Here is a 24,449-nt window from a genome sequence, read left to right as displayed (position 1 = left end):
GAGCATGCACTGTGGCAGAAGAGAACGACGACAAAACGGAAGCCCCCACACCCCACCGACTAGAAAAGGCGCGTGAGGAAGGGCAGATCCCCCGATCCCGAGAATTAACCTCCCTGCTGATCCTTATCGTAGGCGTGTGCATTATCTGGTGGGGTGGGGAGTCGCTCGCCCGCAAGCTGGCGGGGATGCTCTCCACCGGCTTACGTTTTGACCACAGCATGGTCAACGACCCGAATCTGATCCTCAGCCAGATTATTCAGCTGATAAAAGGGGCCATGGTTGCGCTACTGCCCCTGATTACCGGCGTGGTGCTGGTGGCGCTGGTCTCCCCGGTGATGCTGGGCGGGCTGGTCTTTAGCGGAAAATCGCTGCAACCTAAATTTTCAAAACTGAACCCGCTGCCGGGCATTGCGAAAATGTTCTCTGCGCAGACCGGGGCCGAGCTGCTCAAGGCTATTCTCAAATCGGTGCTGATGGGCAGTTCCGCAGGGTTTTTCCTCTGGTACCACTGGCCCGAAATGATGCGCCTTATCAGCGAGTCGCCCCTTACCGCGATGAGCAATGCGCTGAACCTGGTTGGGCTTTGCGCGCTGCTGGTGGTGCTCAGCATTATTCCGATGGTGGGTTTTGACGTTATCTTCCAGCTCTATTCCCACTTCAAGAAACTGCGAATGTCACGTCAGGACATCCGCGACGAATATAAGCAGATGGAAGGTGACCCGCACGTGAAGGGGCGCATCCGGCAGATGCAGCGTGCCGCTGCCCGTCGCCGCATGATGGAAGATGTGCCGAAAGCGGACGTCATCGTTACCAACCCGACGCACTATTCCGTGGCGCTGCGCTATGACGAAAACAAAATGAGCGCGCCGAAAGTGGTGGCAAAAGGGGCGGGGCTGATTGCATTGCGCATCAGGGAAATTGGTACCGAAAACCGCGTGCCGATCCTGGAAGCGCCTCCGCTGGCGCGAGCCCTTTACCGCCACGCGGATATCGGACAACAGATCCCTGGTCAACTCTACGCCGCGGTGGCGGAAGTGCTGGCCTGGGTATGGCAGTTGAAGCGCTGGCGTCTGGCCGGCGGTCAACGGCCTGTCAAACCTGAGAACCTTCCGGTGCCTGCCGCGCTGGATTTTATGAACGAGAAGGACACTGATGGCTAATCTGGTGGCAATGTTGCGCCTGCCCGGCAACCTGAAATCGACCCAATGGCAGATCCTTGCCGGGCCGATCCTCATCCTGTTAATTCTGTCGATGATGGTACTGCCGCTCCCGGCGTTCATCCTCGATCTGCTTTTCACCTTCAATATTGCGCTGTCCATTATGGTGCTGCTGGTGGCGATGTTCACCCAGCGCACGCTGGAGTTCGCCGCGTTCCCGACCATTCTGCTGTTTACCACCTTGCTGCGGCTGGCGCTGAACGTGGCCTCCACGCGTATCATCCTGATGGAGGGCCACACCGGCGCGGCAGCGGCGGGTAAGGTGGTCGAGGCCTTCGGCCACTTCCTGGTGGGCGGGAACTTCGCTATCGGTATCGTGGTGTTCGTTATCCTCGTGATCATCAACTTTATGGTTATCACCAAGGGTGCCGGGCGTATCGCGGAAGTGGGCGCGCGCTTTGTGCTGGACGGGATGCCGGGCAAGCAGATGGCGATCGACGCCGATCTGAACGCCGGGCTTATCGCCGAAGATGAAGCCAAAAAGCGCCGCGCGGAAGTGACCCAGGAAGCGGACTTCTACGGCTCCATGGACGGTGCGAGTAAGTTTGTGCGCGGGGATGCCATCGCGGGCATCTTGATCATGGTGATTAACGTGGTCGGCGGCCTGCTGGTGGGGGTACTGCAGCACGGGATGGACATGGGCCACGCGGCGGAAAGCTATACGCTGCTGACCATTGGTGACGGTCTGGTCGCACAGATCCCGGCGCTGGTTATCTCCACTGCGGCAGGCGTTATCGTGACCCGCGTCAGTACCGATCAGGATGTTGGCGAGCAGATGGTGGGCCAGCTCTTCAGTAACCCGCGCGTGATGCTGCTGGCGGCTGCGGTGCTCGGGCTGCTCGGCCTGGTGCCGGGGATGCCAAACCTCGTGTTCCTGCTGTTTACGGCGGGGCTGCTGGGGCTGGCCTGGTGGATGCGTGGCCGTGAGACCAGGCCGGCTGCGGATCCGGTTCCGGTGAAAATGCCGGAGAACACCCAGGCCGTCGAAGCAACCTGGAACGACGTTCAGCTGGAAGATTCCCTGGGAATGGAAGTGGGGTATCGCCTGATCCCGATGGTGGATTTCCAGCAGGATGGCGAGCTGCTCGGCCGCATCCGCAGCATCCGTAAAAAATTCGCCCAGGACATGGGCTTCCTGCCGCCGGTGGTGCATATCAAGGACAATATGGACCTGCCGCCTGCGCGCTATCGTATTCTGATGAAGGGTGTTGAAATTGGCAGCGGCGATGCTTACCCGGGACGCTGGCTGGCGATTAACCCTGGCACTGCAGCAGGCACGCTGCCGGGCGAGCAGACCGTCGATCCGGCCTTTGGCCTGGCGGCAATCTGGATTGAAAGCGCGCTGAAAGAGCAGGCGCAAATTCAGGGTTATACGGTTGTCGAAGCCAGTACCGTGGTGGCAACCCACCTTAATCATCTGATTGGGCAATTCTCGGCCGAGCTGTTTGGCCGTCAGGAAGCGCAGCAGCTTCTCGATCGCGTGACGCAGGAGATGCCGAAGCTGACGGAAGACCTGGTGCCGGGCGTGCTGACGTTAACCACGCTGCACAAGGTGCTGCAAAACCTGCTTGAGGAAAAAGTGCCGATCCGCGATATGCGTACCATCCTGGAAACCCTTGCCGAGCATGCGCCGCTGCAGAGCGATCCGCACGAGCTGACGGCGGTGGTGCGCGTGGCGCTGGGGCGTGCGATCACCCAGCAGTGGTTCCCGGGAACCGGCGAAGTCCAGGTGATTGGCCTCGATACGCCGCTTGAACGCCTGCTGCTGCAGGCCCTGCAGGGCGGCGGCGGCCTCGAGCCTGGCCTGGCGGATCGCCTGCTGGAGCAAACTCAGGAGGCGCTGGCGCGTCAGGAGATGCTGGGCGCGCCGCCGGTGCTGCTGGTCAACCACGCGCTGCGTCCGCTGCTGTCGCGCTTCCTGCGCCGCAGCCTGAATCAGCTTGTTGTGCTGTCGAATCTGGAGCTGTCGGATAACCGCCATATCCGCATGACGGCAACGATTGGAGGAAAATAATGAAATGGCTATGGATTTTGCTCTTCCCGCTGGCGGCTCAGGCTGCCGGGGAAGGGTCCTGGCAGGCAAGCAGCATGGGCGTGACCCTCAGCAACCGGGGTGTCGCCATGTCTTCTAATCCGCTGTCGCCCTCTGAAACGGTTTCTGGTCAGATGGGGATGGTGGTGTGGAACTACAGGCTGATTGGCCCAACGCCAGCCGGACTGCGGGTGCGCCTCTGCTCACAGACCCGCTGCACGGAAATCGACGGCGAAAATGGCACAACGCAGGCGTTCAACGGCGTGCCGGCCATTGAACCTTTACGTTTTATCTGGGAAGTGCCGGGCGGAGGACGTTTGATCCCGGCACTGAAGGTGCAGAGCAATTCTGTTATCGTCAACTACCGCTAGCTGCCTGCCTTTTTTACCAGCCATCAGTCAATTCTGATGGCTGTCTCGCAAAATTGACCTCACCTTTTGATGCAACAGAAACGCTGTTTTATAAATTAGTGACACGCGTGACGCGACTCTTTGCATTTTTGCCATTTACCCTGCCCGTGATGGCAGAAACAGAAAGGTATCAGGACGTCGTTGCATTTACTGTAGCCGTGTAAAAACTCCCCGATGAGCCTTACTTGCAGGGAGTCTCCCAAATTTGCTTAGGGTTGACGGCAATGAAAACACGTAAAATTGGACTCGCAAATTATCTTGCTTACGGGGCAGGCGATTTTCTCGGGGCTGGTACGACCGCCCTGACGGCGGCCTGGCTTTTGTATTTTTATACCACCTTCTGTGGACTCACACCGATTGAAGCAACCTTCATCTTTGCCGCTGCGAGGGTGCTGGATGCTGTTGTCAGCCCGTTAATGGGCTTTTTGACGGATAACTTCGGTACGACCTGGCCTGGAAAGCGCTTTGGTCGGCGTAAGTTCTTTATCCTGCTAGGCATTCCGTGCGTGTTCAGCTACTCGTTGATGTGGGTAGGGGACATGAATTTCTGGTACTACCTGCTGACCTATCTGGTGTTTGATATTGTCTACACCATGATTCTGGTGCCTTACGAGACGCTGGTGCCGGAAATGACCGACGACTTCAAACAGAAAACCAAGTTCTCCGGGGCGCGTATTTCTATGGCGCAGATGTCAGCGATTCTGGCCTCCTTCCTGCCGGGGATCCTGCTCACCCACTTCGGTAAAGACAACGCCGTCTCATTCTTTTACGCAAGCCTGGTTTTCTCCGTGCTGTGCGCCCTGATGCTGACCTTTGTGTGGTTCTATACCTGGGAGCGCCCGCGTGAGGAGTGGTCTGAAGCGGCGCTGCGTGCCGAAGAAGAGAAGAAGAAACTGACGCTGGGGCAAAGCATCAATCGTCTGTTTGTCGAATTAAGCTCTACGCTGCGCATCAAGATTTTCCGCCAGCATCTCGGCATGTACCTCGGCGGCTACATCGCGCAGGACGTATTTAACGCAGTCTTCACCTATTACGTGGTGTTTGTGCTGATGCAGGAAGCGTCAATGGCGTCCAACCTGCTGGGCACGATGGCTATCTTCCAGTTCCTCGCCGTGATCGGGATGATCCCGCTGTGTATTCGCTTCGGACCTGCGCCGTCCTACCGCATGGTGGTGGTGCTGTTTGGCCTGGCGTCTCTCTCTTACGCCATGCTCTATTACGCCGGTCTGAGCGACGTCTACGCTCTGCTGTTGCTGATCTCTGCGGTGGCTGGGCTGGGTCGCGGCGGTATTAACTACGTGCCATGGAATACCTATACCTACATTGCTGACGTGGATGAAGCGATCACCGGCCAGCGCCGGGAAGGGATTTTCGCTGGCATCATGACCCTGACCCGTAAGGCGTCACAGGCCGGTGCGGTGATGCTGGTAGGCATCGTGATGCAAATGTCCGGCTTTGTCAGCGGTCAGAAGGTACAGCCTGCGGAAGTGAGCCACACCATTCTGCTGATCCTGAGCGTGGGCACCATCCTGGTGCTGTTCTGCGGTTTCCTCGTTTCCCTGCGCTTCAGGCTTAATTTGCAGACCCACCGCACGCTGCGCGAGGAGACCGCGAAAATGCGTGAGTGTGGTCATGCGATGCCGGAGTCAGCGACGCCACACGCCCGCGCCACCGTCGAGATGCTGGCCGGTATGCCTTATGAGTCACTGTGGGGCAATAACAACATCGGTTATCTGAATCGCAATAAGCCAGCGGCATCTTCGCTGAAGGATCGCGCGGTACTCAATTCGACATACAACAGAGGTTAAGATGATGAAAGTTTGGCCTGTCAAACATAGCCCGCTATTGCGTCAGCCAGAGCGTTTTATCGCCCGGGACGAGCTGAAATCGCTGATTCAAAAAGTGACGCACAACCTGGTCAATATCCACGACAAAACGGGTGAATTTTTGCTGCGGCTGGACGACGGGCGCGTGATCGACACCAAAGGCTGGGCCGGATGGGAGTGGACGCACGGCGTCGGCCTGTATGGCATCTGGCAGTATTACTGCCAGACAGGCGACGAAGGGATGCGCAACATTATCGACAGCTGGTTTGCCGACCGCTTTGCGGAAGGCGCCACCACCAAAAATGTCAATACGATGTCGCCGTTCCTGACGCTGGCCTATCGCTACGAAGAGAGCAAAAACCCGGCCTGGCTGCCGTGGCTGGAAAGCTGGGCGGAGTGGGCGATGAATGAGATGCCACGCACCGAACATGGGGGCATGCAGCACATCACGCTGGCGGAAGAGAATCATCAACAGATGTGGGACGACACGCTGATGATGACGGTGCTGCCGCTGGCGAAAATCGGCAGGCTGCTGAATAAGCCGGAGTACGTAGAGGAGGCGATCTATCAGTTCCTGCTCCACGTGCAGAACCTGATGGACCGGGAGACGGGGCTGTGGTTCCACGGCTGGAGCTACGACGGCAATCATAACTTTGCCCGGGCCCGCTGGGCGCGCGGCAACAGCTGGCTCACCATCGTGATCCCCGACTTCCTTGAGCTGGTGGATCTGCCGGAAAACAACGCCGTGCACCGTTATCTGGTGCAGGTGCTGAAGGCTCAGGTTGCCGCGCTGGCAAAATGTCAGGACGAAAGCGGGTTGTGGCATACGCTGCTTGACGATCCTGATTCTTATCTGGAGGCGTCGGCCACGGCAGGGTTTGCCTACGGGATCCTGAAAGCGGTGCGGAAGCGCTATGTTGAGCCTGAATATGCTGACGTTGCTGAAAACGCGATTCGCGGCATCGTGAAAAATATCTCGCCGGAAGGGGAGTTGCTGCAAACGTCGTTCGGGACGGGAATGGGCAGCGATCTTGATTTTTATCGCCAGATCCCGCTGACGTCGATGCCGTATGGCCAGGCGATGGCGATTCTCTGTCTGACAGAGTATTTGCGGAAATACTTCTGATAATAAAAAACCCGGCGTTTGCCGGGTTTCTTTTTTACATACGTTCTACGGTTTCGATACCCAGGGTATCCAGACCCAGCTTCAGGGTCTTCGCCGTCAGCTGAGCCAGCTTCAGGCGGCTGTTACGCACCGATTCATTTTCTGCAGACAGAATAGGGCAGTGCTCGTAGAAGCCGGAGAACAGACCCGCCAGATCGTACAGGTAAGCACACATCACGTGCGGCGTGCCGTCACGCGCGACAACCGTCAGCGTCTCTTCGAACTGCAGCAGACGCGCCGCCAGCTGTGCTTCACGGTCTTCCGTGATGGTCACTGTCGCTTTCGCCAGCACGCTTTCATCAATGTTCGCCTTGCGGAACACGGAGAGCACGCGGGTATAGGCGTACTGCATGTACGGCGCCGTGTTGCCTTCAAACGCCAGCATGTTGTCCCAGTCGAAGATGTAGTCGGTGGTGCGGTTCTTGGAAAGATCCGCGTATTTCACCGCGCCGATACCGACGGCGTTGGCCAGTTTTTCCAGTTCGTCAGCAGGCATGTCCGGGTTCTTCTCTGCCACCAGGCGACGGGCGCGCTCCAGCGCTTCGTCCAGCAGATCGGAAAGCTTCACGGTACCGCCCGCGCGGGTTTTGAACGGCTTGCCGTCTTTACCCAGCATCATGCCGAACATGTGGTGTTCCAGCGGCACGCAGTCCGGCACGTAACCGGCTTTACGCACGATAGTCCACGCCTGCATCAGGTGCTGGTGCTGGCGGGAGTCGATGTAGTACAGCACGCGGTCGGCGTGCAGGGTTTCGTAACGGTATTTCGCACACGCGATGTCCGTGGTGGTGTAAAGATAGCCGCCATCCTTTTTCTGGATAATCACGCCCATCGGTTCGCCTTCCTTGTTTTTGTACTCATCAAGGAACACTACCGTTGCGCCTTCGCTCTCCACCGCCAGGTTTTTGGACTTCAGGTCCGCCACAATGCCTGGCAGCATCGGGTTGTACAGGCTTTCACCCATCACGTCGTCGCGAGTCAGGGTCACGTTCAGACGGTTATAGGTAAGCTGGTTCTGGGACATGGTGATGTCAACCAGCTTGCGCCACATCTCGAGGAAGTATTGATCCCCGCCCTGCAGCTTCACCACGTAGCTGCGTGCGCGCTCGGCAAAGGCTTCGTCTTCGTCATAGTGCTTTTTGGCTTCGCGGTAGAACCCTTCCAGGTCCGCCAGCGCCATTTCACCCGCGTTTTCCTGCTGCTGTTTTTCCAGGTAAGCAATCAGCATGCCGAACTGGGTGCCCCAGTCGCCCACGTGGTTCGCGCGGATCACCTTGTGACCGAGGAACTCAAGGGTGCGTACCGCGGCGTCACCGATGATGGTGGAGCGCAGGTGGCCTACGTGCATCTCCTTCGCCACGTTCGGGGCTGAGTAGTCGACCACCACGGTCTGCGCTTCCGGCTGGGAAACGCCCAGACGGTCAGACTTCAGCGCCGCGTCAACGTGGCTCGCCAGGAACGCAGGCTCAAGGAAAATATTGATAAAGCCCGGACCAGCAATTTCGGTTTTGCTGGCAATGCCGGAGAGATCCAGATGCGTCAGTACCTGCTCAGCGAGCTGTCGCGGCGGCATGCCCAGTTTTTTAGCCACTGCCATCACGCCATTAGCCTGATAGTCGCCAAACTGTACTTTTGCTGACTGACGAACCTGCGGTTCGCAATCCGCAGGTGCGCCTGCGGCAATCAGTGCCTGACTGACTTTTTCGGAGAGAAGAGCCTGAATATTCACCTGGATACCTTACGTTTTTGATGCGGGCTTACAACCGCCCGCGCCAGTTAAAGAATTTAGGGCGGGAGTATACTGCAAATGCCTTCTGGCGTCAGCATTGCGGGGCCCGAAGATTGCTCAGAATCCAGGCTAAGAAAGCGTGCATAACCATGCAGTCATAAAAAGCCGGATTCTGCGGTTGGTCAAAACGGGGCAACGGAGTAAATTAGCGGCTTTGCGACACGAAAAGAGACTGACTTATGGCGAACTGGCAATCCATTGACGAACTGCATGATATTTCCGCAGATTTACCGCGCTTCACAAAGGCGTTCACAGAACTTGCCACCCGTCTTGGTCTGGATATCGTGCCGCTTGCGGCGGATCACATTTCCTTGCGCTGCCACCAGAATGCCACCGCCGAGCGCTGGCGTCGCGGGTTTGAACAGTGCGGCGAGTTGCTCTCTGAGAACATCATCAATGGACGCCCCATTTGCCTGTTCAAACTGCATGAGCCGGTGAACGTGGCGCACTGGCAGTTCACCGTGGTTGAACTGCCGTGGCCGGGCGAGAAACGCTATCCGCACGAAGGCTGGGAGCATATCGAAATCGTCCTGCCGGGTGAGCCGGAAACGTTGAACGCGCGCGCTCTGGCCCTGCTGTCAGACGACGGGTTAAGCAAGCCGGGGATTTTTGTGAAGACGAGTTCACCCAAAGGCGAGCGCGAGCGTCTGCCTAACCCGACGCTGGCCGTGACGGACGGGCAGGTGACCGTGAAATTTCATCCCTGGACCATTGAGCAGATCGTTGCCAGCGAAGCCTGAGAGTTGTGATTCGTCGCTAAGACCCGAACCGAGAGGCGTGCCATGATGGCGCGTTAAGCTGATTTTAAGGAGAAGCAGATGGCGCTGCTGGAGATTTGTTGTTACAGCGTGGCGTGTGCCGTAACGGCGCAACAGATGGGAGCTGACCGTATTGAGCTATGCGCCGCCCCGAAAGAAGGGGGGTTAACGCCTTCATACGGCGTGTTGAAGTCTGCCCGCCAGGCCGTCACCATCCCGGTCCACCCGATTATTCGCCCTCGCGGCGGCGATTTTTGTTACACGGCGGGCGAGTTCAGTGCCATGCTTGAAGATATCGCGCTGGTTCGTGACCTGGGCTTCCCGGGGCTGGTGACCGGCCTGCTTGATGAGGATGGTCACGTCGATCTGCCGCGGATGCGTAAGGTGATGGACGCCGCGAAAGGAATGGCCGTCACCTTTCATCGTGCGTTTGATATGTGCAAAGATCCCCTGCAAGCATTTGATACGCTTGCCGAACTTGGCGTGGCGCGCGTCCTGACATCGGGACAGCAGTCTTCGGCGGAAAAAGGTCTGCAATTAATTACGGAACTAAAAGCACATTCCGGTGTTCCAATAATAATGGCGGGTGCGGGAGTCCGTGCCAGCAATCTGGAACGGTTTTTAAACGCCGGGGTGGAAGAGCTTCACAGCTCTGCGGGGAAATGGATACCTTCACCCATGCGTTATCGCAATACAGGGCTGTCAATGTCGACGGATGCTGAAGCGGATGAATATTCTCGCTACGGCGTAGAGGGAGAGTCGGTTGCGGAAATGAAGTCGCTGATTGAGCGTCATCACGTGTAGCAACGTACCGATTTTTACCGCGCATCATGTCGCCCAATATGATGCTTGCTTGTACCAGGCCCCTGCAATTTCAACAGGGGCCTTTTTTTATCCCCTCACCCCACACGGGAGAGGGAAAAACTACGGCTTGGTCGCAATCAACACCGCACGCATCGGTGCAGGATAGCCTTCAACGGTTTTGCTGTGGTCGGCCGGGTCGAGGAACTGCTCCAGCGATTCGGTGATCATCCAGTCGGTGCGGCGCTGCTCTTCGATAGACGTTACGCAAACATCGGCAATGCGCACATCCACAAATCCGCATTTCTCCAGCCAGTTTTTCAGCGCCAGCGCGGACGGGATGAAGTAAACGTTGCGCATCTGCGCGTAGCGATCGCCCGGCACCAGAACCGCATGCTCATCGCCTTCAATCACCAGCGTTTCCAGCACCAGCTCGCCGCCGCTGACCAGCTGATCTTTAAGCTGCCACAGGTGTTCAAGCGGGGAACGACGATGATACAGCACGCCCATTGAGAAGACGGTATCGAACGCTTTCAGGGCAGGGAGCTGCTCGATGCCCAGCGGCAGCAGGTGCGCGCGCTGGTCGTTGCCGAGCAGTTTTCGCACCGCCTCAAACTGGCACAGGAAGAGCTGCATCGGGTCGATGCCGACCGCCAGATGGGCTCCCGCGCCAATCATGCGCCACATGTGGTAACCGCTGCCGCAGCCTACGTCCAGAATGGTGCGCCCGGTCAGATCGGAAAGGTGCGGCAGTACGCGATCCCACTTCCAGTCTGAACGCCACTCGGTATTGATGTTCACGCCGTACAGCGAGAACGGCCCTTTGCGCCACGGCATTAAATTACGCATCAGCGTTTCGATGCGGTTGATCTGCCCGGCAGGGAGCGGCTCTGCGCTTTCCGCCGTCACGCTGTGCAGTAAATCCAGACGATGCGGCGTCAGCTCCGGCAGATACTCCACGGCATTTGACCACTGCTTTAACAGGCCGTGCTGCTGATCGCGCTGCCACGCGGCAATCTGCGCCGGCAGGGTCTCCAGCCAGTGGGAAAGGTGATTTTTAGCAATCAGCTGATAAAAGTTGCTGAATTCAATCATGCGGCATTCAATCATGCGGCATCCCCGGCTTTTAGCGCCACCAGAGAGCCAAAGTTAAAGCACTGGAACCACAGTTCGCTGTGCTCAAAACCGGCTTTGTGCAGGCGCGCTTTATGGGTTTCCACGGAGTCCGTCAGCATCACGTTTTCCAGCATGCTGCGCTTCTGGCTGATCTCCAACTCGCTGTAGCCGTTCGCCCGTTTGAAATCGTGGTGCATGTTGAACAGCAGCTCGCCTACTTTGGCATCCTCAAAGCTGAATTTCTCAGAAAGCACCAGCGCGCCGCCGGGATTCAGCCCCTGGTAAATTTTGTCCAGCAGCAGCTGGCGATCTTCAGGCACCAGGAACTGCAGGGTAAAATTCAGCACTACCATCGAGGCGTTGTTAATCTCGATCTCGCGGATATCGCCTTCCACCACGTCCACCGGAACGGGGGCTTTGTACGCGTCAATATGGCGACGGCAGCGTTCCACCATGGCCGGGGAGTTATCGACGGCAATGATTCGGCAGCCATCGTGATGAATGTTACGACGTACCGACAGCGTTGCCGCGCCGAGCGAGCAGCCCAGGTCATAGACCTGCGTACCGGGTTGAACGAAGCGCTCAGCCAGCATACCGATCATAGAGATAATATTGGAATAACCGGGAACAGAGCGCTGGATCATATCCGGGAAGACTTCGGCTACCCGTTCATCGAAGGTCCAGTCGCCCAGGCTGGCGATAGGCGCGGAAAAAAGCGTGTCGCGATCTGACATAACGTAAAAATCCGGGAAAAATAAAGTGGCGTATTGTGCGCTAATGGAGGGAGAAAACCAACTCCCACGGCATATACCACAGGTTAGCCAGCACCATCAGCAAAAGCGAACACCAGGTAGCGCTCATGCCGGAACGACGCCAGCGGAATAAACGGTGGTGAAAGCCGTAATAATGCATTAACCGGCCGGCAATAAGCATCAGGCCACAAATATGCACCATCCAGGTTTCCGCGCCATTCATCTCCATAAACAGCAGCAGGATGAGAGCAACGGGGATGTATTCCACCGCATTACCGTGAATGCGAATAGCGCTTTGCAGTTCGGAGAAACCGCCGTCGCCGTAAGAGACGCGGTACTGCATCCTGAGGCGCACAACATCAAATGAAAATTTAATCAGCAGTAATGCACCTAACACCGCATACAGCGCGCTGACCATACTAACTCCCTGTTTTTTGGCAGATGGCACTTCACTATGATAGGGGGTGATATCAGAAAAGAGAAGATTGTTGTGGGATGGAAGGGACGCTGCCCACGGACGGCACCGCTGCCTGCAAGGCCTGCCACAGAGCATCGACCAGTTCGGGCGCCTGAGCAATATCCGGCGTGTGCAAAAAGAGGTACGGCGTGGTGGTGTGCTCCCAGCTCGCGAGTTTTTGCAGCCAGACGGCGAACATCGCCTGATTTTGCTGCATATTGTCGCTGCCGATGAACCTGACCATCGGGTTCTGTGCGGTCACGATGGCGTGGACCGGCACTTTCGGTTTTTTACGCTGAGCATCAACGATGGCCTCGTTATGCGGTACCGCGCTGTGCACCGGACGACTGTCGAGGATCACCCGGTTAACGGAACGATCCAGCAGGCCCCGGTTGAGCGCTTTTTCGGCTTCGCCTTTCGCAAAGAAGTCCTGGTGTCGGACTTCCACGCCGTAGGTGAATTCGCGGGGCAGGGCATCCAGGAACTGCCACAGGGCGGGCAGATCGCGCGGGCCAAACGTGGCGGGAAGCTGGAGCCAGTATTGTCCAATTCGGTTCGCCAGCGGCGACATGCGCGTGAAAAATTCTTCCGTTAAGTCCCCGCAGTTGCGCAGCGCGGCCTGGTGGGAAATGGTCGCCGGAAACTTAAAGCAGAAACGGAAATCGTCCGTTGTTTGCTCCCGCCAGCGTTCGACTATCTCGGCTTTGGGCAGCGCATACAGCGTGGTGTTACCCTCGACGCAGTTAAAGTGTCGGGCATACTCTTCAAGGCTGGTAATGCCCAGGCGCACCCATTTCGGGTGCGACCACTGGGGCAGGCCCACGTACATCATAGCGCGCTTAAAATCTCATCCGTGCTGCGCACGCGTCCGATGCGCGGAAAGATATGGGTCATGCTGCCCTGATGCTGTTCGGCGGAAGCCGCGCTGCAGGCATCTTCAGCAATCACCAGATTAAAGCCCAGCTCCCAGGCGTTACGGGCTGTCGATTCCACGCCGATGTTGGTGGATATGCCGCACAGAATAATGGTGTCGATACCGCGGCGGCGAAGCTGCAGCTCAAGGTCGGTCCCGTAGAACGCGCCCCACTGGCGTTTAGTCACTTCGATATCGCTGTCGCGTTTGCCCAGCGACACCGGGTACGTCCACCAGTTTTCCGGCAGGGCATGTGCGGGCGCCTGGGCATCAACGGGCTGTTTTAACGCCTCGGCGAAATCAGCGGACCAGCCGACGCGCACCATGACCACAGGGGCACCGCTGGCGCGGCACTTCTCGGCCAGGCGAGCGGCGCGGCTGACGACTTCATCCGCTGCGTGTGGACCACCGGCGAAGGGCAGGATCCCTTCCTGTAAATCAATCACAACAAGCGCGGTTTTGCGGGCATCAAGTGTTAACATCGTCACTCCAGGTAAATTAATCACTTCCGTAACACCTTACGACGTGATGACCTGTTATCGGTCGGATAATTTTGTTAATTTTTGTGAGAATGCGCAATAAGAGTGCAGCAAACGACCGTCTGGCGGTGGTTCGCTCTTATCGTCCGGCGGAATTTCCAGTATAATAGCCGCCTTTTTTCATCCAGTTGTGACATACAGAAAGCTGCGACATAGTAGCCTGCATACCAGGCGACATTTAGCCTGCGGCTAATTAAGGGATATCTCATGCGTACAGAATATTGCGGGCAGCTGCGTCAGTCCCACGTCGGACAGCAGGTCACCCTGTGTGGTTGGGTCAACCGTCGTCGTGATCTTGGTAGCCTTATCTTCATCGATATGCGCGACCGTGAAGGTATCGTTCAGGTGTTCTTCGACCCGGATCGCGCAGATGCGCTGAAGCTGGCCTCTGAGCTGCGTAATGAGTTCTGCATTCAGGTCACCGGCACCGTGCGTGCGCGTGACGAGAAAAACGTTAACGCAGACATGGCGACGGGCGCTATCGAAGTGCTGGCGTCCGATCTGGTTATCATCAACCGTGCCGAAGCGCTGCCGCTGGACTCCAACCACGTCAACACTGAAGAAGCGCGTCTGAAATACCGCTACCTGGATCTGCGTCGTCCGGAAATGGCTCAGCGCCTGAAAACCCGTGCGAAAATCACCAGCCTGGTGCGTCGCTTTATGGATGACCACGGTTTCCTCGATATTGAAACCCCGATGCTGACCAAAGCGACGCCGGAAGGCGCGCGCGATTACCTGGTGCCATCCCGCGTTCACAAAGGCAAATTCTACGCGCTGCCGCAGTCACCGCAGCTGTTCAAACAGCTGCTGATGATGTCCGGCTTCGACCGCTATTATCAAATCGTTAAGTGCTTCCGCGACGAAGACCTGCGCGCTGACCGTCAGCCAGAATTTACCCAGATCGATGTTGAGACTTCCTTCATGACCGCCGAACAGGTGCGTGAAGTGATGGAAGCGCTGGTGCGTAGCCTGTGGAACGACGTGAAGGGCGTTGAGCTGGGCGATTTCCCGATCATGACCTTCGCCGAAGCGGAACGTCGCTACGGCTCCGACAAACCAGACCTGCGTAACCCGATGGAGCTGGTGGACGTGGCAGACCTGGTGAAATCCGTTGAGTTCGCGGTATTCGCGGGACCGGCTAACGATCCGAAAGGCCGCGTGGCTGCCCTGCGCGTACCGGGCGGCGCGGCGCTGAGCCGTAAGCAGATTGATGACTACGGCAACTTTATTAAGATCTACGGCGCGAAAGGTCTGGCCTATATTAAAGTGACCGAGCGAGCGAAAGGTCTGGAAGGGATCACCAGCCCGGTGGCGAAGTTCCTGAACGCGGACATCGTGGAAGCGATCCTTGAGCGCACCGGTGCGCAGGACGGCGACATGATCTTCTTCGGCGCAGACAACAAGAAAGTCGTTGCGGATGCGATGGGCGCTCTGCGTCTGAAGCTCGGCAAAGACCTGAACCTGACCGATGAAAGCAAATGGGCACCGCTGTGGGTTATCGACTTCCCGATGTTTGAAGACGACGGTGAAGGCGGCCTGACCGCAATGCACCACCCGTTCACCTCGCCAAAAGAGATGACGGCGGCAGAGCTGAAAGCGGCGCCGGAAGAGGCAGTGGCAAACGCTTATGACATGGTTATCAACGGCTATGAAGTGGGCGGCGGCTCCGTGCGTATTCACAGCGGTGAAATGCAGCAGACCGTGTTCGGCATTCTGGGTATTAACGAGCAGGAGCAGCGCGAGAAGTTTGGCTTCCTGCTGGACGCCCTGAAGTACGGCACACCGCCGCACGCGGGTCTGGCCTTCGGTCTCGACCGTCTGACCATGTTGCTGACCGGCACCGATAACATTCGTGACGTTATCGCCTTCCCGAAAACCACTGCCGCAGCGTGTCTGATGACCGAAGCGCCAAGCTTTGCCAACCCGGCAGCGCTGGCCGAGCTGGGCATTGAAGTGGTGAAGAAGGAAGAGAAAAACTGATATGGCATATAAGCTTCCCGTTTCTGTCCTGGTGGTCATTTATGCAGAAGACACGAAGCGGGTGCTGATGTTGCAGCGGCGCGACGATCCTGATTTCTGGCAGTCGGTTACCGGCAGTCTGGAAGAGGGGGAGACCGCGCCGCAGGCCGCCGCGCGTGAAGTAAAGGAAGAGGTCACCATTGACGTTGCTCATGAGCAACTGACCCTGAAGGACTGTCAGCGCACGGTGGAGTTTGAAATTTTTAGCCATTTACGTCATCGCTATGCGCCGGGCATTGAGCGCAACACAGAGTCGTGGTTCTGTCTCGCGCTCCCCCATGAGCGGGAGATCGTGTTTACCGAACACCTGAACTACCGCTGGGTGAACGCGGCGGATGCCGCCGCACTGACCAAGTCGTGGAGCAACCGGCAGGCGATTGAAGAATTTGTAATTAACGCGGCCTGAGAAGGCGCGATTTTTGGAGAACTTTTTATGGCAGGTCATAGTAAGTGGGCCAACACCAAACACCGTAAAGCGGCACAGGATGCCAAGCGCGGTAAGATCTTTACCAAAATCATTCGCGAGCTGGTGACAGCAGCGCGTCTGGGCGGCGGCGACCCGGCTTCTAACCCACGCCTGCGCGCGGCGGTAGATAAAGCGCTGTCTAACAACATGACGCGTGACACCCTGAACCGTGCTATCGCACGCGGCGTGGGCGGTGATGAAGACGCGAACATGGAAACCATCATTTATGAAGGTTACGGCCCTGGCGGTACTGCGGTGATGGTTGAATGCCTGTCTGACAACCGTAACCGTACCGTTGCGGAAGTGCGCCACGCGTTCACCAAAACCGGTGGCAACCTGGGCACTGACGGCTCCGTAGCTTACCTGTTCAGCAAAAAAGGCGTCATCTCTTTCGAGAAAGGCGACGAAGATGCGATCATGGAAGCGGCGCTGGAAGCGGGTGCGGAAGACGTGGTGACCTACGATGATGGTGCCATTGACGTCTACACCGCGTGGGAAGAGATGGGTGCCGTGCGCGATGCGCTGGAAGCGGCGGGCCTGAAAGCGGACAACGCTGAAGTCTCCATGATCCCGTCCACCAAAGCGGATATGGATGCAGAAACCGCACCGAAACTGCTGCGTCTGATCGACATGCTCGAAGACTGCGACGACGTGCAGGAAGTGTACCACAACGGTGAAATCTCTGATGAGGTTGCAGCGACTCTCTGATGAGAGCCTGTAAACCGTTTACGGGAGACGCGTGATGTCGATTATCCTCGGGATTGACCCCGGCTCACGCGTCACCGGGTATGGCGTTATCCGTCAGGTGGGACGCCAGCTAACCTACCTCGGCAGTGGATGCATTCGCACCAAAGTGGACGATCTGCCGTCGCGCCTCAAGCTTATTTATGCGGGCGTATCGGAGATCATCACCCAGTTTCAGCCAGACTATTTCGCCATTGAGCAGGTCTTTATGGCGAAGAACGCGGATTCGGCGCTGAAGCTCGGTCAGGCGCGTGGGGTGGCCATCGTGGCTGCGGTGAACCAGGATTTGCCGGTATTCGAATACGCGGCAAGGCAGGTTAAGCAGACGGTGGTGGGCATCGGTAGCGCGGAGAAGAGCCAGGTGCAGCACATGGTGCGCACCCTGCTGAAGCTTCCCGCGAACCCGCAGGCCGACGCCGCCGATGCGCTGGCGATTGCAATTACCCACTGCCACGTCAGCCAGAACGCGATGCAAATGAGCGAGTCGCGGCTCAATCTGGCGCGAGGCAGGTTACGATAATCAGAAATCAGGCTGGATAAACATCCAGCCTTTTTTTATTATGTCGGCAGTTAATTTCTCCCAGAACGCAGGAGCGTCACGTGATAGGCAGACTCAGAGGCATCATCATTGAAAAACAACCCCCGTTAGTGCTGCTGGAAGTGGGTGGCGTGGGCTATGAAGTCCATATGCCGATGACCTGTTTCTACGAGCTGCCGGACGCGGGCAAAGAGGCGATTGTCTTTACCCAGTTTGTGGTGCGTGAAGACGCTCAGCTGCTGTACGGCTTTAACAACAAGCAGGAACGCACCCTGTTTCGCGAGCTGATTAAAACCAACGGTGTGGGGCCTAAGCTGGCGCTGGCGATTTTGTCCGGCATGTCCGCTCCGCAGTTTGTGAATGCCGTTGAGCGCGAAGACCCCGCGGCGCTGGTTAAGCTTCCGGGCATTGGTAAGAAAACCGCAGAGCGTCTGATAGTTGAGATGAAAGACCGCTTTAAAGGTCTGCACGGCGATCTGTTCACTCCGGCTGCCGATTTGGTTCTGACTGCTCCGGGTGCGCCTGCCTCTGATGATGATGCCGAGCAGGAAGCGGTTGCCGCGCTGGTGGCGCTGGGCTATAAACCTCAGGAGGCCAGCCGGATGGTGAGCAAAATTGCCAAACCGGACGCCAGCAGTGAAACTCTGATTCGTGAAGCGCTGCGCGCTGCATTGTGAGGTAAAGGATGATTGAAGCAGACCGCCTGGTATCGGCAGGCACCCTTCAGGCAGAAGACGTGGTGGATCGTGCGATCCGCCCGAAGCTGCTTGATGAGTACATCGGCCAGCCGCAGGTACGTTCCCAGATGGAGATTTTCATCCAGGCGGCAAAGCTGCGCGGCGATGCGCTCGATCACCTGCTGATTTTTGGCCCGCCGGGGTTAGGGAAAACTACCCTGGCGAATATCGTCGCCAATGAAATGGGCGTCAACCTGCGTACTACCTCCGGCCCGGTGCTGGAAAAAGCGGGCGATCTGGCGGCGATGCTGACCAACCTTGAACCGCATGACGTGCTGTTTATCGATGAGATCCACCGCCTGTCACCGGTGGTGGAGGAAGTGCTCTATCCGGCGATGGAGGATTACCAGCTGGATATCATGATCGGCGAAGGCCCGGCCGCGCGCTCCATCAAAATCGATCTGCCGCCGTTTACCCTGATTGGCGCCACGACCCGCGCCGGGTCGTTGACCTCTCCGCTGCGCGACCGCTTTGGCATCGTTCAGCGTCTGGAGTTTTATCAGGTACCCGATCTTCAGCATATCGTGGGGCGCAGCGCGCGCTACATGGGGCTGGATATGAGCGAAGAGGGGGCATATGAAGTGGCGAAACGTTCCCGCGGTACGCCGCGTATTGCCAACCGCCTGCTGCGCCGCGTGCGTGACTTTGCTGAAGTGAAGCACGATGGTTCGATTTCCGCCGAGATCGCCGCTCAGGCGCTGGATATGCTGAACGTCGATGCTGAAGGCTTTGACTATATGGATCGCAAACTGCTGCTGGCGGTGCTGGACAAGTTCTTTGGCGGGCCGGTCGGGCTGGATAACCTGGCGGCGGCAATTGGCGAAGAGCGTGAGACTATCGAAGATGTGCTGGAGCCGTATTTGATCCAGCAGGGCTTCTTACAGCGTACCCCACGTGGTCGTATGGCGACGGTGCGGGCGTGGAATCATTTCGGTATTACGCCGCCCGCGATGCCGTAAGTAGCGATAAATGGTAGCCCCGGTAAGCGAAGCGCCACCGGGGACATGCTCACTACTGCGCGGTCTTTTTCATCATACTGAAAACAAACAACACCGCCGCGCTCAAGACCACCGACGGCCCTGCTGGCGTGTCATAAAACGCCGAAAAGGTTAACCCGCCCGTGACGGCGATCATCCCGATAACCACCGCGATACCGGCCATCTGCTCTGGCGTACGTGCAAAACGGCGCGCCGTGGCGGCAGGGATGATCAGCAGCGATGTTATAATCAGCGCGCCGACAAACTTCATTGCGACACCAATCGTTAACGCCGTCACCAGCATCAGCAGCAGCTTCACGCGCTGCAGCTTCACGCCGTCGACAAACGCCAGATCCGGGCTGACGGTCATTGCCAGTAAATTCCGCCACTGCCACAGCAGAATACCCAGTACCACCACCACGCCAATGGCGATCGCGATGAGATCGTCAGGCGTCACGGCCAGCAGATCGCCAAACAGGTAGGCCATCAGGTCAACGCGGATATTTGACATCAGGCTAACAACGACCAGACCCAGCGACAGCGCGCTGTGCGCCATGATGCCAAGCAGCGTATCAATCGCGAGGTGAGGGCGCTTCTCCAGCCAGACCAGACCGGCTGCCAGCAGCAGCGTGACCACAATCACCGCGTAAAAGGGATTCACATCCAGCAGCAAACCAAAGGCAACGCCCAGCAGCGACGCATGCGCCAGGGTATCACCGAAGTAAGACATTCTGCGCCACACCACAAACGAGCCGAGTGGGCCTGCGGCGCAGGCAAGCATAACCCCGGCCAGCCAGCCGGGCAGTAACAGTTCAATCATGAGTGTCCATTTCCCCGACGCAGAACGATTCGTCCCTGCAAATCATGGCGGTGATTATGATGATGGCGATAAATGCCAAGCTGTTCAGCGCCGCGAGGGCCAAACATGGAGATAAATTCCGGGTGCATTGAGACCACTTCAGGCGTGCCGGAACAGCAAATGTGATGGTTGAGACACAGCACTTCGTCGGTTTTCGCCATCACCAGATGCAGGTCATGGGAGACCATCAGCACGGCGCAGTTCAGTTCGCGGCGCAGCTGGTCGATCAAATCATAAAGCGCGACCTGACCATTGACGTCCACGCCCTGGGTTGGCTCATCCAGCACCAGCAGCTGCGGGCTGCTCAGCAGCGCACGGGCCAGCAAAACGCGCTGCGTCTCACCGCCGGACAGCTTCTGCAACGGCGCATCGATAAGGTGGCCCGCCTGCACGCGCTTCAGTGCCGGGAGAATATCGGCTTTTCGCGTGCCCGGACGCAGACGCAGAAAACGATTTACCGTCAGCGGCAGGGTGGCGTCCAGATGTAATTTTTGCGGCACATAGCCGATCCGCAATTTTTCCTCGCGCGTGATTACACCTTCATCCGGTGTAACCAGACCCAGCACCACGCGCACCAGAGTGGATTTACCTGCGCCATTGGGGCCGAGCAGCGTCAGAATTTTTCCGGGCTTGAGATCCAGCGATACGTCAGAGAGGACGCGGCGCTGGCCAAAGGAGACCGAAATATTGTCGAGAGAAACCAGAGTCGTCATGTCAATTTAAGCTTGAAGAAGTCAACGAATGTTATAATATCACATTCCACGCATTCACTACGATGATTAGTCGCATTATGTTACATAAAAATACGCTTCTTTTCGCAGCATTATCCGCTGCCCTTTGGGGAACAACCGCACAAGATGTTAACGCTGCCGTTGTTGCTTCGCTTAAACCGCTTGGATTCATCGCGTCGGCCATTGCCGATGGGGTAACGGAAACCCAGGTTCTGCTCCCTGACGGGGCTTCAGAGCATGACTATTCTCTGCGTCCGTCTGATGTAAAACGCTTACAAAACGCAGACTTAGTTGTCTGGATTGGTCCGGAGATGGAAGCATTCATGCAGAAATCCGCCAAACAGATTGCTAATGAAAAACAGGTCGCGATTGCCGGGCTTTCCGGCGTGAAACCGTTGCTCATGAAAGGGGCGGATGATGACGGTGACGAACATGATCATCACGCTGCAGAGGGTGAAAAAGGTGATGGAGATCACCATCACGGCGAGTACAACATGCATCTCTGGCTATCCCCAGAGATAGCGCGGCTTTCCGCGGTTGCAATCCATGACAAATTAGTGGAACTTATGCCGCAAAGTCGAGCCAAACTAGACGCCAACCTGAAGGATTTTGAGGCACAATTAGCCGCAACCGATAAGCAGGTAGGTAATGAGCTCGCACCGTTGAAAGGAAAAGGGTATTTCGTTTTTCATGACGCCTACGGCTACTACGAAAAACACTACGGCCTGACCCCGCTTGGGCACTTTACCGTCAACCCTGAAATTCAACCTGGTGCGCAGCGTTTACATGAAATCAGAACACAGTTGGTTGAGCAGAAAGCGACATGCGTTTTTGCTGAGCCACAGTTCAGGCCAGCGGTCGTAGAAGCCGTGGCCAGGGGAACATCCGTGCGCATGGGAACCCTTGACCCGCTAGGTACGAATATCCAGTTGAGCAAAGCGAGCTATTCGCAGTTCCTCAGCCAACTGGCGAACCAGTATGCGAGCTGCCTGAAAGGAGATTAACGAGGAAGTGAATACGTGCAACAGATAGCCCGCTCTGTCGCCCTGGCATTTAACAATCTGCCTCGACCCCACCGCGTTATGCTGGGGTCGCTTACAGTTCTCACCTTAGCGGTCGCCGTCTGGCGGCCCTATGTTTACCACCCGAGTTCTGCCCCTATCATTAAAACCATCGAGCTTGAAAAGAGCGAGATCCGCTCTTTGCTGCCTGAAGCCAGCGAGCCTATCGACCAGGCCGCTCAGGAAGATGAAGCTATCCCTCAGGATGAACTGGACGATAAAACCGAGAACGAAGCGGGGATCCACGAATACGTTGTCTCTACCGGTGACACGCTGAGCAGCGTGCTCAACCAGTACGGTATCGACATGGGCAATATCAGCCAGCTGGCCGCTGCGGATAAAGACCTGCGTAACCTGAAAATCGGGCAACAGCTCTCCTGGACATTAACGGCGGATGGCGATCTTCAGCGTTTGACCTGGGAAATGTCCCGCCGCGAAACCCGCACCTATGACCGCACTGCAAACGGTTTCAAAATGACCAGTGAAATGCAGAAAGGCGACTGGGTTAACAGCGTGATGAAAGGTACCGTGGGCGGAAGCTTTGTTTCCAGCGCCCGTGATGCGGGCCTGACCAGCGGTGAAATCAGCGCGGTGATCAAAGCCATGCAGTGGCAGATGGATTTCCGTAAGCTGAAGAAAGGCGATGAGTTTTCCGTCCTGATGTCCCGCGAAATGCTGGACGGCAAGCGCGAGCAGAGCCAGCTGCTGGGGGTGCGTCTGCGCTCCGAGGGAAAAGATTACTACGCCATTCGCGCTGAAGACGGCAAGTTCTATGACCGTAGCGGTACGGGCCTTGCGAAAGGCTTCCTGCGTTTCCCGACGGCGAAACAGTTCCGCGTCTCCTCTAACTTTAACCCGCGTCGTCTGAACCCGGTTACCGGCCGCGTTGCGCCTCACCGCGGGGTAGACTTCGCGATGCCGCAGGGCACGCCGGTGCTGTCCGTTGGTGATGGCGAAGTGGTGATGGCAAAACGCAGTGGTGCAGCGGGCTATTACGTGGCTATCCGTCACGGTCGTACCTATACCACCCGCTATATGCACCTGCGCAAGCTGCTGGTCAAACCGGGGCAGAAAGTGAAACGCGGCGACCGTATCGCGCTCTCCGGCAACACCGGACGCTCTACTGGCCCGCATCTGCACTATGAAGTGTGGATTAACCAGCAGGCCGTGAACCCGCTGACGGCCAAACTGCCGCGCACCGAAGGCCTGACAGGTAAAGATCGTTCCGATTACCTGGCGCAGGCGAGAGAGGTGATACCGCAGCTGAGCTTAAACTAAGCTCTCTGTTTTGTGAAAAAAGCCGGTGTCAGCATGCGCCGGCTTTTTCTTTTGTGCGTGGGCGACTGCCTCGCTACACTATCTGAATAATTTTTTGCGTCACCAGACCCTGGAACCAGCATGGAAACAAAAAAAAATAATATTGAATACATTCCTGAGTTTGAAAAATCCTTTCGACACCCGCGCAACTGGGGCGCCTGGCTGGGGGTTTACACCTTTGCGGGCATCGCTATGCTGCCTGCCGCGCTGCGCGATCCCGTACTGGGAAAAATTGGCCGTCTGGCCGGGCGCTTAGGTAAAAGCGCGCGTCGTCGTGCGCAGATCAACCTCTATTACTGTTTTCCTGAAAAAAGCGATGCCGAGCGCGAGGCCATCATCGACGCGATGTATACCACCGCACCGCAGGCCATGGCGATGATGGCGGAGCTGGCGCTGAAAGGACCGGAAAAAATCATCGACCGCGTTGACTGGAAAGGGCTGGAAATCATCGACGAAATGCGTCGCAATGATGAGAAGGTCATTTTCCTCGTGCCCCACGGCTGGGGCGTGGATATCCCGGCAATGCTGATGGCTTCCCAGGGGCAGAAAATGGCGGCGATGTTCCATAACCAGGGCAATAAAATCTACGATTTTGTCTGGAATACGGTACGTCGTCGTTTTGGCGGACGCTTGCATGCGCGTAACGACGGCATCAAGCCGTTTATTCAGTCGGTACGTCAGGGGTACTGGGGCTACTATCTGCCGGACCAGGACCACGGACCTGAGCACAGCGAGTTTGTCGACTTCTTTGCAACCTACAAAGCCACGCTCCCCGCCATTGGGCGCCTGATGAAGGTTTGCCGCGCCCGCGTGATCCCGCTCTTTCCGGTTTACGACGGTAAAACGCATCGTCTGAGCATTGAAGTCCGTCCGCCGATGGACGACCTGCTGACCGCGGACGATCGCACCATCGCGCGCCGCATGAACGAAGAGGTGGAGCTGCTGGTGGGGCCGCATACCGAACAGTACACGTGGATACTGAAGCTGCTGAAAACGCGGAAGCCGGGAGAGACGGAGCCCTATAAGCGTAAAGAGCTTTACCCGAGGAAATAGAAAACCTTCACCTTGCCCCTCTCCCCTTGTACAGTCCGGGGACATGGTAGACAGGTGTTCGGGGACATGGTGAACACTTTTTAACATCCTTTACCCATGGTGATCGACTTTTTCTTCAGGTCGATCACCCCCACTTTCGTGCTGTACCACCACACTACATAGCAGCCGTCAT

At 57.1% G+C, this 24,449-nt stretch carries 25 protein-coding genes; 16 read left to right on the top strand and 9 right to left on the bottom strand.

Going from position 1 to position 24,449, the window contains the following annotated elements; translation table 11 throughout:
• Window positions 1–11 precede the first annotated feature (11 nt).
• The 5 genes from flhB to IM265_RS19850 all read left to right on the top strand — a co-directional run bounded on the left by flhB (window position 12) and on the right by IM265_RS19850 (window position 6,611).
• Complete coding sequence (flhB, locus tag IM265_RS19870; RefSeq protein WP_041909432.1) at window positions 12–1,160, top strand: flagellar biosynthesis protein FlhB; 1,149 nt, start codon at window positions 12–14, stop codon at window positions 1,158–1,160.
• The gene (gene flhA / locus IM265_RS19865; protein ID WP_028013641.1) at window positions 1,153–3,231 is read left to right on the top strand and encodes a flagellar biosynthesis protein FlhA; all 2,079 of its coding nucleotides are present in this window, start codon (window positions 1,153–1,155) and stop codon (window positions 3,229–3,231) included. The genes flhB and flhA overlap by 8 nt, the downstream gene beginning before the upstream one ends.
• The gene (locus tag IM265_RS19860) at window positions 3,228–3,620 is read left to right on the top strand and encodes a flagellar protein FlhE (protein ID WP_193032067.1); all 393 of its coding nucleotides are present in this window, start codon (window positions 3,228–3,230) and stop codon (window positions 3,618–3,620) included. Before flhA ends, IM265_RS19860 begins: the two co-directional genes overlap by 4 nt.
• 263 nt (window positions 3,621–3,883) lie before the next feature.
• A complete protein-coding gene (locus IM265_RS19855) occupies window positions 3,884–5,467 on the top strand; it encodes an MFS transporter (protein ID WP_193032061.1) in 1,584 nt (527 codons plus the stop codon).
• Between the two features lie 4 nt (window positions 5,468–5,471).
• Entirely contained in the window at window positions 5,472–6,611 is a 1,140-nt protein-coding gene (locus IM265_RS19850; RefSeq protein WP_193032069.1) for a glycoside hydrolase family 105 protein, read from the top strand.
• A 34-nt stretch (window positions 6,612–6,645) separates the two neighbouring features.
• On the opposite strand, the gene argS is transcribed toward IM265_RS19850, so the two are convergent.
• Complete coding sequence (gene argS, locus IM265_RS19845; RefSeq protein ID WP_193032063.1) at window positions 6,646–8,379, bottom strand: arginine--tRNA ligase; 1,734 nt, start codon at window positions 8,377–8,379, stop codon at window positions 6,646–6,648.
• Between the two features lie 239 nt (window positions 8,380–8,618).
• Between argS and IM265_RS19840 the strand changes: the two genes are divergently transcribed.
• On the top strand, window positions 8,619–9,179 hold the full coding sequence (locus tag IM265_RS19840; protein WP_045631220.1) for a VOC family protein: 561 nt from the start codon (window positions 8,619–8,621) through the stop codon (window positions 9,177–9,179).
• 78 nt (window positions 9,180–9,257) lie between these two features.
• On the top strand, window positions 9,258–10,001 hold the full coding sequence (cutC, locus tag IM265_RS19835) for a copper homeostasis protein CutC (RefSeq protein ID WP_028013633.1): 744 nt from the start codon (window positions 9,258–9,260) through the stop codon (window positions 9,999–10,001).
• A 120-nt stretch (window positions 10,002–10,121) separates the two neighbouring features.
• Here cutC and cmoB read toward each other — a convergent pair whose 3' ends face one another.
• From cmoB to IM265_RS19810, 5 genes are read right to left on the bottom strand one after another with little or no spacing between them, the layout of a single operon-like run.
• Window positions 10,122–11,093, bottom strand: a complete 972-nt coding sequence (gene cmoB, locus IM265_RS19830) for a tRNA 5-methoxyuridine(34)/uridine 5-oxyacetic acid(34) synthase CmoB (protein WP_028013632.1) — start codon at window positions 11,091–11,093, stop codon at window positions 10,122–10,124.
• Window positions 11,094–11,104: 11 nt separating this feature from the next.
• Window positions 11,105–11,848 (bottom strand): carboxy-S-adenosyl-L-methionine synthase CmoA, encoded by a 744-nt coding sequence (cmoA, locus tag IM265_RS19825; protein WP_045260318.1) that lies wholly within the window; start codon window positions 11,846–11,848, stop codon window positions 11,105–11,107.
• A 40-nt stretch (window positions 11,849–11,888) separates the two neighbouring features.
• Window positions 11,889–12,284, bottom strand: coding sequence for an MAPEG family protein (locus tag IM265_RS19820; RefSeq protein ID WP_028013630.1), 396 nt, complete (start codon window positions 12,282–12,284; stop codon window positions 11,889–11,891).
• 52 nt (window positions 12,285–12,336) lie between these two features.
• Window positions 12,337–13,155, bottom strand: coding sequence for a DUF72 domain-containing protein (locus IM265_RS19815; RefSeq protein WP_048956525.1), 819 nt, complete (start codon window positions 13,153–13,155; stop codon window positions 12,337–12,339).
• Entirely contained in the window at window positions 13,152–13,718 is a 567-nt protein-coding gene (locus IM265_RS19810; RefSeq protein ID WP_047367817.1) for a hydrolase, read from the bottom strand. Before IM265_RS19810 ends, IM265_RS19815 begins: the two co-directional genes overlap by 4 nt.
• Window positions 13,719–13,982: 264 nt before the next feature.
• Here IM265_RS19810 and aspS point away from each other — a divergent pair, with 264 nt between their 5' ends.
• The 6 genes from aspS (at window position 13,983) to ruvB (ending at window position 19,238) form a co-directional block, all read left to right on the top strand.
• Window positions 13,983–15,755 carry an aspartate--tRNA ligase gene (aspS, locus tag IM265_RS19805; protein ID WP_028013627.1) on the top strand — a complete coding sequence of 591 codons (1,773 nt, stop codon included), beginning with the start codon at window positions 13,983–13,985 and terminating at the stop codon, window positions 15,753–15,755.
• Between the two features lies 1 nt (window position 15,756).
• Window positions 15,757–16,200 carry a dihydroneopterin triphosphate diphosphatase gene (nudB, locus tag IM265_RS19800; RefSeq protein WP_059353978.1) on the top strand — a complete coding sequence of 148 codons (444 nt, stop codon included), beginning with the start codon at window positions 15,757–15,759 and terminating at the stop codon, window positions 16,198–16,200.
• Window positions 16,201–16,227: 27 nt separating this feature from the next.
• Entirely contained in the window at window positions 16,228–16,968 is a 741-nt protein-coding gene (locus IM265_RS19795; protein WP_003859747.1) for a YebC/PmpR family DNA-binding transcriptional regulator, read from the top strand.
• 34 nt (window positions 16,969–17,002) lie between these two features.
• Window positions 17,003–17,524: a crossover junction endodeoxyribonuclease RuvC gene (ruvC, locus tag IM265_RS19790; RefSeq protein ID WP_003859749.1), complete on the top strand. Its 522-nt coding sequence runs from the start codon at window positions 17,003–17,005 to the stop codon at window positions 17,522–17,524.
• 80 nt (window positions 17,525–17,604) lie between these two features.
• Window positions 17,605–18,219 carry a Holliday junction branch migration protein RuvA gene (gene ruvA, locus IM265_RS19785; protein WP_028013624.1) on the top strand — a complete coding sequence of 205 codons (615 nt, stop codon included), beginning with the start codon at window positions 17,605–17,607 and terminating at the stop codon, window positions 18,217–18,219.
• 8 nt (window positions 18,220–18,227) lie between these two features.
• Complete coding sequence (gene ruvB / locus IM265_RS19780; RefSeq protein WP_028013623.1) at window positions 18,228–19,238, top strand: Holliday junction branch migration DNA helicase RuvB; 1,011 nt, start codon at window positions 18,228–18,230, stop codon at window positions 19,236–19,238.
• 52 nt (window positions 19,239–19,290) lie between these two features.
• Here ruvB and znuB read toward each other — a convergent pair whose 3' ends face one another.
• Window positions 19,291–20,076, bottom strand: a complete 786-nt coding sequence (gene znuB / locus IM265_RS19775; protein WP_041909449.1) for a zinc ABC transporter permease subunit ZnuB — start codon at window positions 20,074–20,076, stop codon at window positions 19,291–19,293.
• Window positions 20,073–20,828 (bottom strand): zinc ABC transporter ATP-binding protein ZnuC, encoded by a 756-nt coding sequence (gene znuC, locus IM265_RS19770; RefSeq protein ID WP_028013621.1) that lies wholly within the window; start codon window positions 20,826–20,828, stop codon window positions 20,073–20,075. Before znuC ends, znuB begins: the two co-directional genes overlap by 4 nt.
• A gap of 77 nt (window positions 20,829–20,905) precedes the next feature.
• Between znuC and znuA the strand changes: the two genes are divergently transcribed.
• From znuA to lpxM, 3 genes are all read left to right on the top strand, one after another.
• Window positions 20,906–21,850, top strand: coding sequence for a zinc ABC transporter substrate-binding protein ZnuA (gene znuA / locus IM265_RS19765; RefSeq protein WP_069733103.1), 945 nt, complete (start codon window positions 20,906–20,908; stop codon window positions 21,848–21,850).
• Window positions 21,851–21,865: 15 nt separating this feature from the next.
• Window positions 21,866–23,185, top strand: a complete 1,320-nt coding sequence (gene mepM / locus IM265_RS19760; RefSeq protein ID WP_028013619.1) for a murein DD-endopeptidase MepM — start codon at window positions 21,866–21,868, stop codon at window positions 23,183–23,185.
• A 120-nt stretch (window positions 23,186–23,305) separates the two neighbouring features.
• Entirely contained in the window at window positions 23,306–24,277 is a 972-nt protein-coding gene (gene lpxM, locus IM265_RS19755; RefSeq protein WP_028013618.1) for a lauroyl-Kdo(2)-lipid IV(A) myristoyltransferase, read from the top strand.
• Between the two features lie 80 nt (window positions 24,278–24,357).
• Here lpxM and IM265_RS22085 read toward each other — a convergent pair.
• On the bottom strand, window positions 24,358–24,449 hold a 92-nt coding region (locus IM265_RS22085), incomplete at its 5' end, for a hypothetical protein (RefSeq protein ID WP_226839559.1).

The sequence above is a fragment of the Enterobacter cloacae complex sp. P17RS genome (assembly GCF_014895885.1).
Taxonomy (GTDB): Bacteria; Pseudomonadota; Gammaproteobacteria; order Enterobacterales; family Enterobacteriaceae; genus Enterobacter; species Enterobacter bugandensis.
The sequence above is the reverse complement of the archived record's forward strand: the minus strand, read 5'-3'. Positions and strand labels throughout refer to the sequence as shown.

Coding starts and splice junctions, on each gene's coding strand:
- IM265_RS19820 (WP_028013630.1), bottom strand. CDS start 12,284: ATGGTCAGCGCGCTGTATGCGGTGTTAGGTGCATTACTGCTGATTAAA.
- IM265_RS19810 (WP_047367817.1), bottom strand. CDS start 13,718: ATGTTAACACTTGATGCCCGCAAAACCGCGCTTGTTGTGATTGATTTA.
- lpxM (WP_028013618.1), top strand. CDS start 23,306: ATGGAAACAAAAAAAAATAATATTGAATACATTCCTGAGTTTGAAAAA.
- cmoA (WP_045260318.1), bottom strand. CDS start 11,848: ATGTCAGATCGCGACACGCTTTTTTCCGCGCCTATCGCCAGCCTGGGC.
- IM265_RS19850 (WP_193032069.1), top strand. CDS start 5,472: ATGAAAGTTTGGCCTGTCAAACATAGCCCGCTATTGCGTCAGCCAGAG.
- nudB (WP_059353978.1), top strand. CDS start 15,757: ATGGCATATAAGCTTCCCGTTTCTGTCCTGGTGGTCATTTATGCAGAA.
- ruvB (WP_028013623.1), top strand. CDS start 18,228: ATGATTGAAGCAGACCGCCTGGTATCGGCAGGCACCCTTCAGGCAGAA.
- znuA (WP_069733103.1), top strand. CDS start 20,906: ATGTTACATAAAAATACGCTTCTTTTCGCAGCATTATCCGCTGCCCTT.
- znuC (WP_028013621.1), bottom strand. CDS start 20,828: ATGACGACTCTGGTTTCTCTCGACAATATTTCGGTCTCCTTTGGCCAG.
- flhA (WP_028013641.1), top strand. CDS start 1,153: ATGGCTAATCTGGTGGCAATGTTGCGCCTGCCCGGCAACCTGAAATCG.
- cmoB (WP_028013632.1), bottom strand. CDS start 11,093: ATGATTGAATTCAGCAACTTTTATCAGCTGATTGCTAAAAATCACCTT.
- cutC (WP_028013633.1), top strand. CDS start 9,258: ATGGCGCTGCTGGAGATTTGTTGTTACAGCGTGGCGTGTGCCGTAACG.
- IM265_RS19795 (WP_003859747.1), top strand. CDS start 16,228: ATGGCAGGTCATAGTAAGTGGGCCAACACCAAACACCGTAAAGCGGCA.
- IM265_RS19840 (WP_045631220.1), top strand. CDS start 8,619: ATGGCGAACTGGCAATCCATTGACGAACTGCATGATATTTCCGCAGAT.
- znuB (WP_041909449.1), bottom strand. CDS start 20,076: ATGATTGAACTGTTACTGCCCGGCTGGCTGGCCGGGGTTATGCTTGCC.
- IM265_RS19815 (WP_048956525.1), bottom strand. CDS start 13,155: ATGATGTACGTGGGCCTGCCCCAGTGGTCGCACCCGAAATGGGTGCGC.
- IM265_RS19855 (WP_193032061.1), top strand. CDS start 3,884: ATGAAAACACGTAAAATTGGACTCGCAAATTATCTTGCTTACGGGGCA.
- ruvC (WP_003859749.1), top strand. CDS start 17,003: ATGTCGATTATCCTCGGGATTGACCCCGGCTCACGCGTCACCGGGTAT.
- aspS (WP_028013627.1), top strand. CDS start 13,983: ATGCGTACAGAATATTGCGGGCAGCTGCGTCAGTCCCACGTCGGACAG.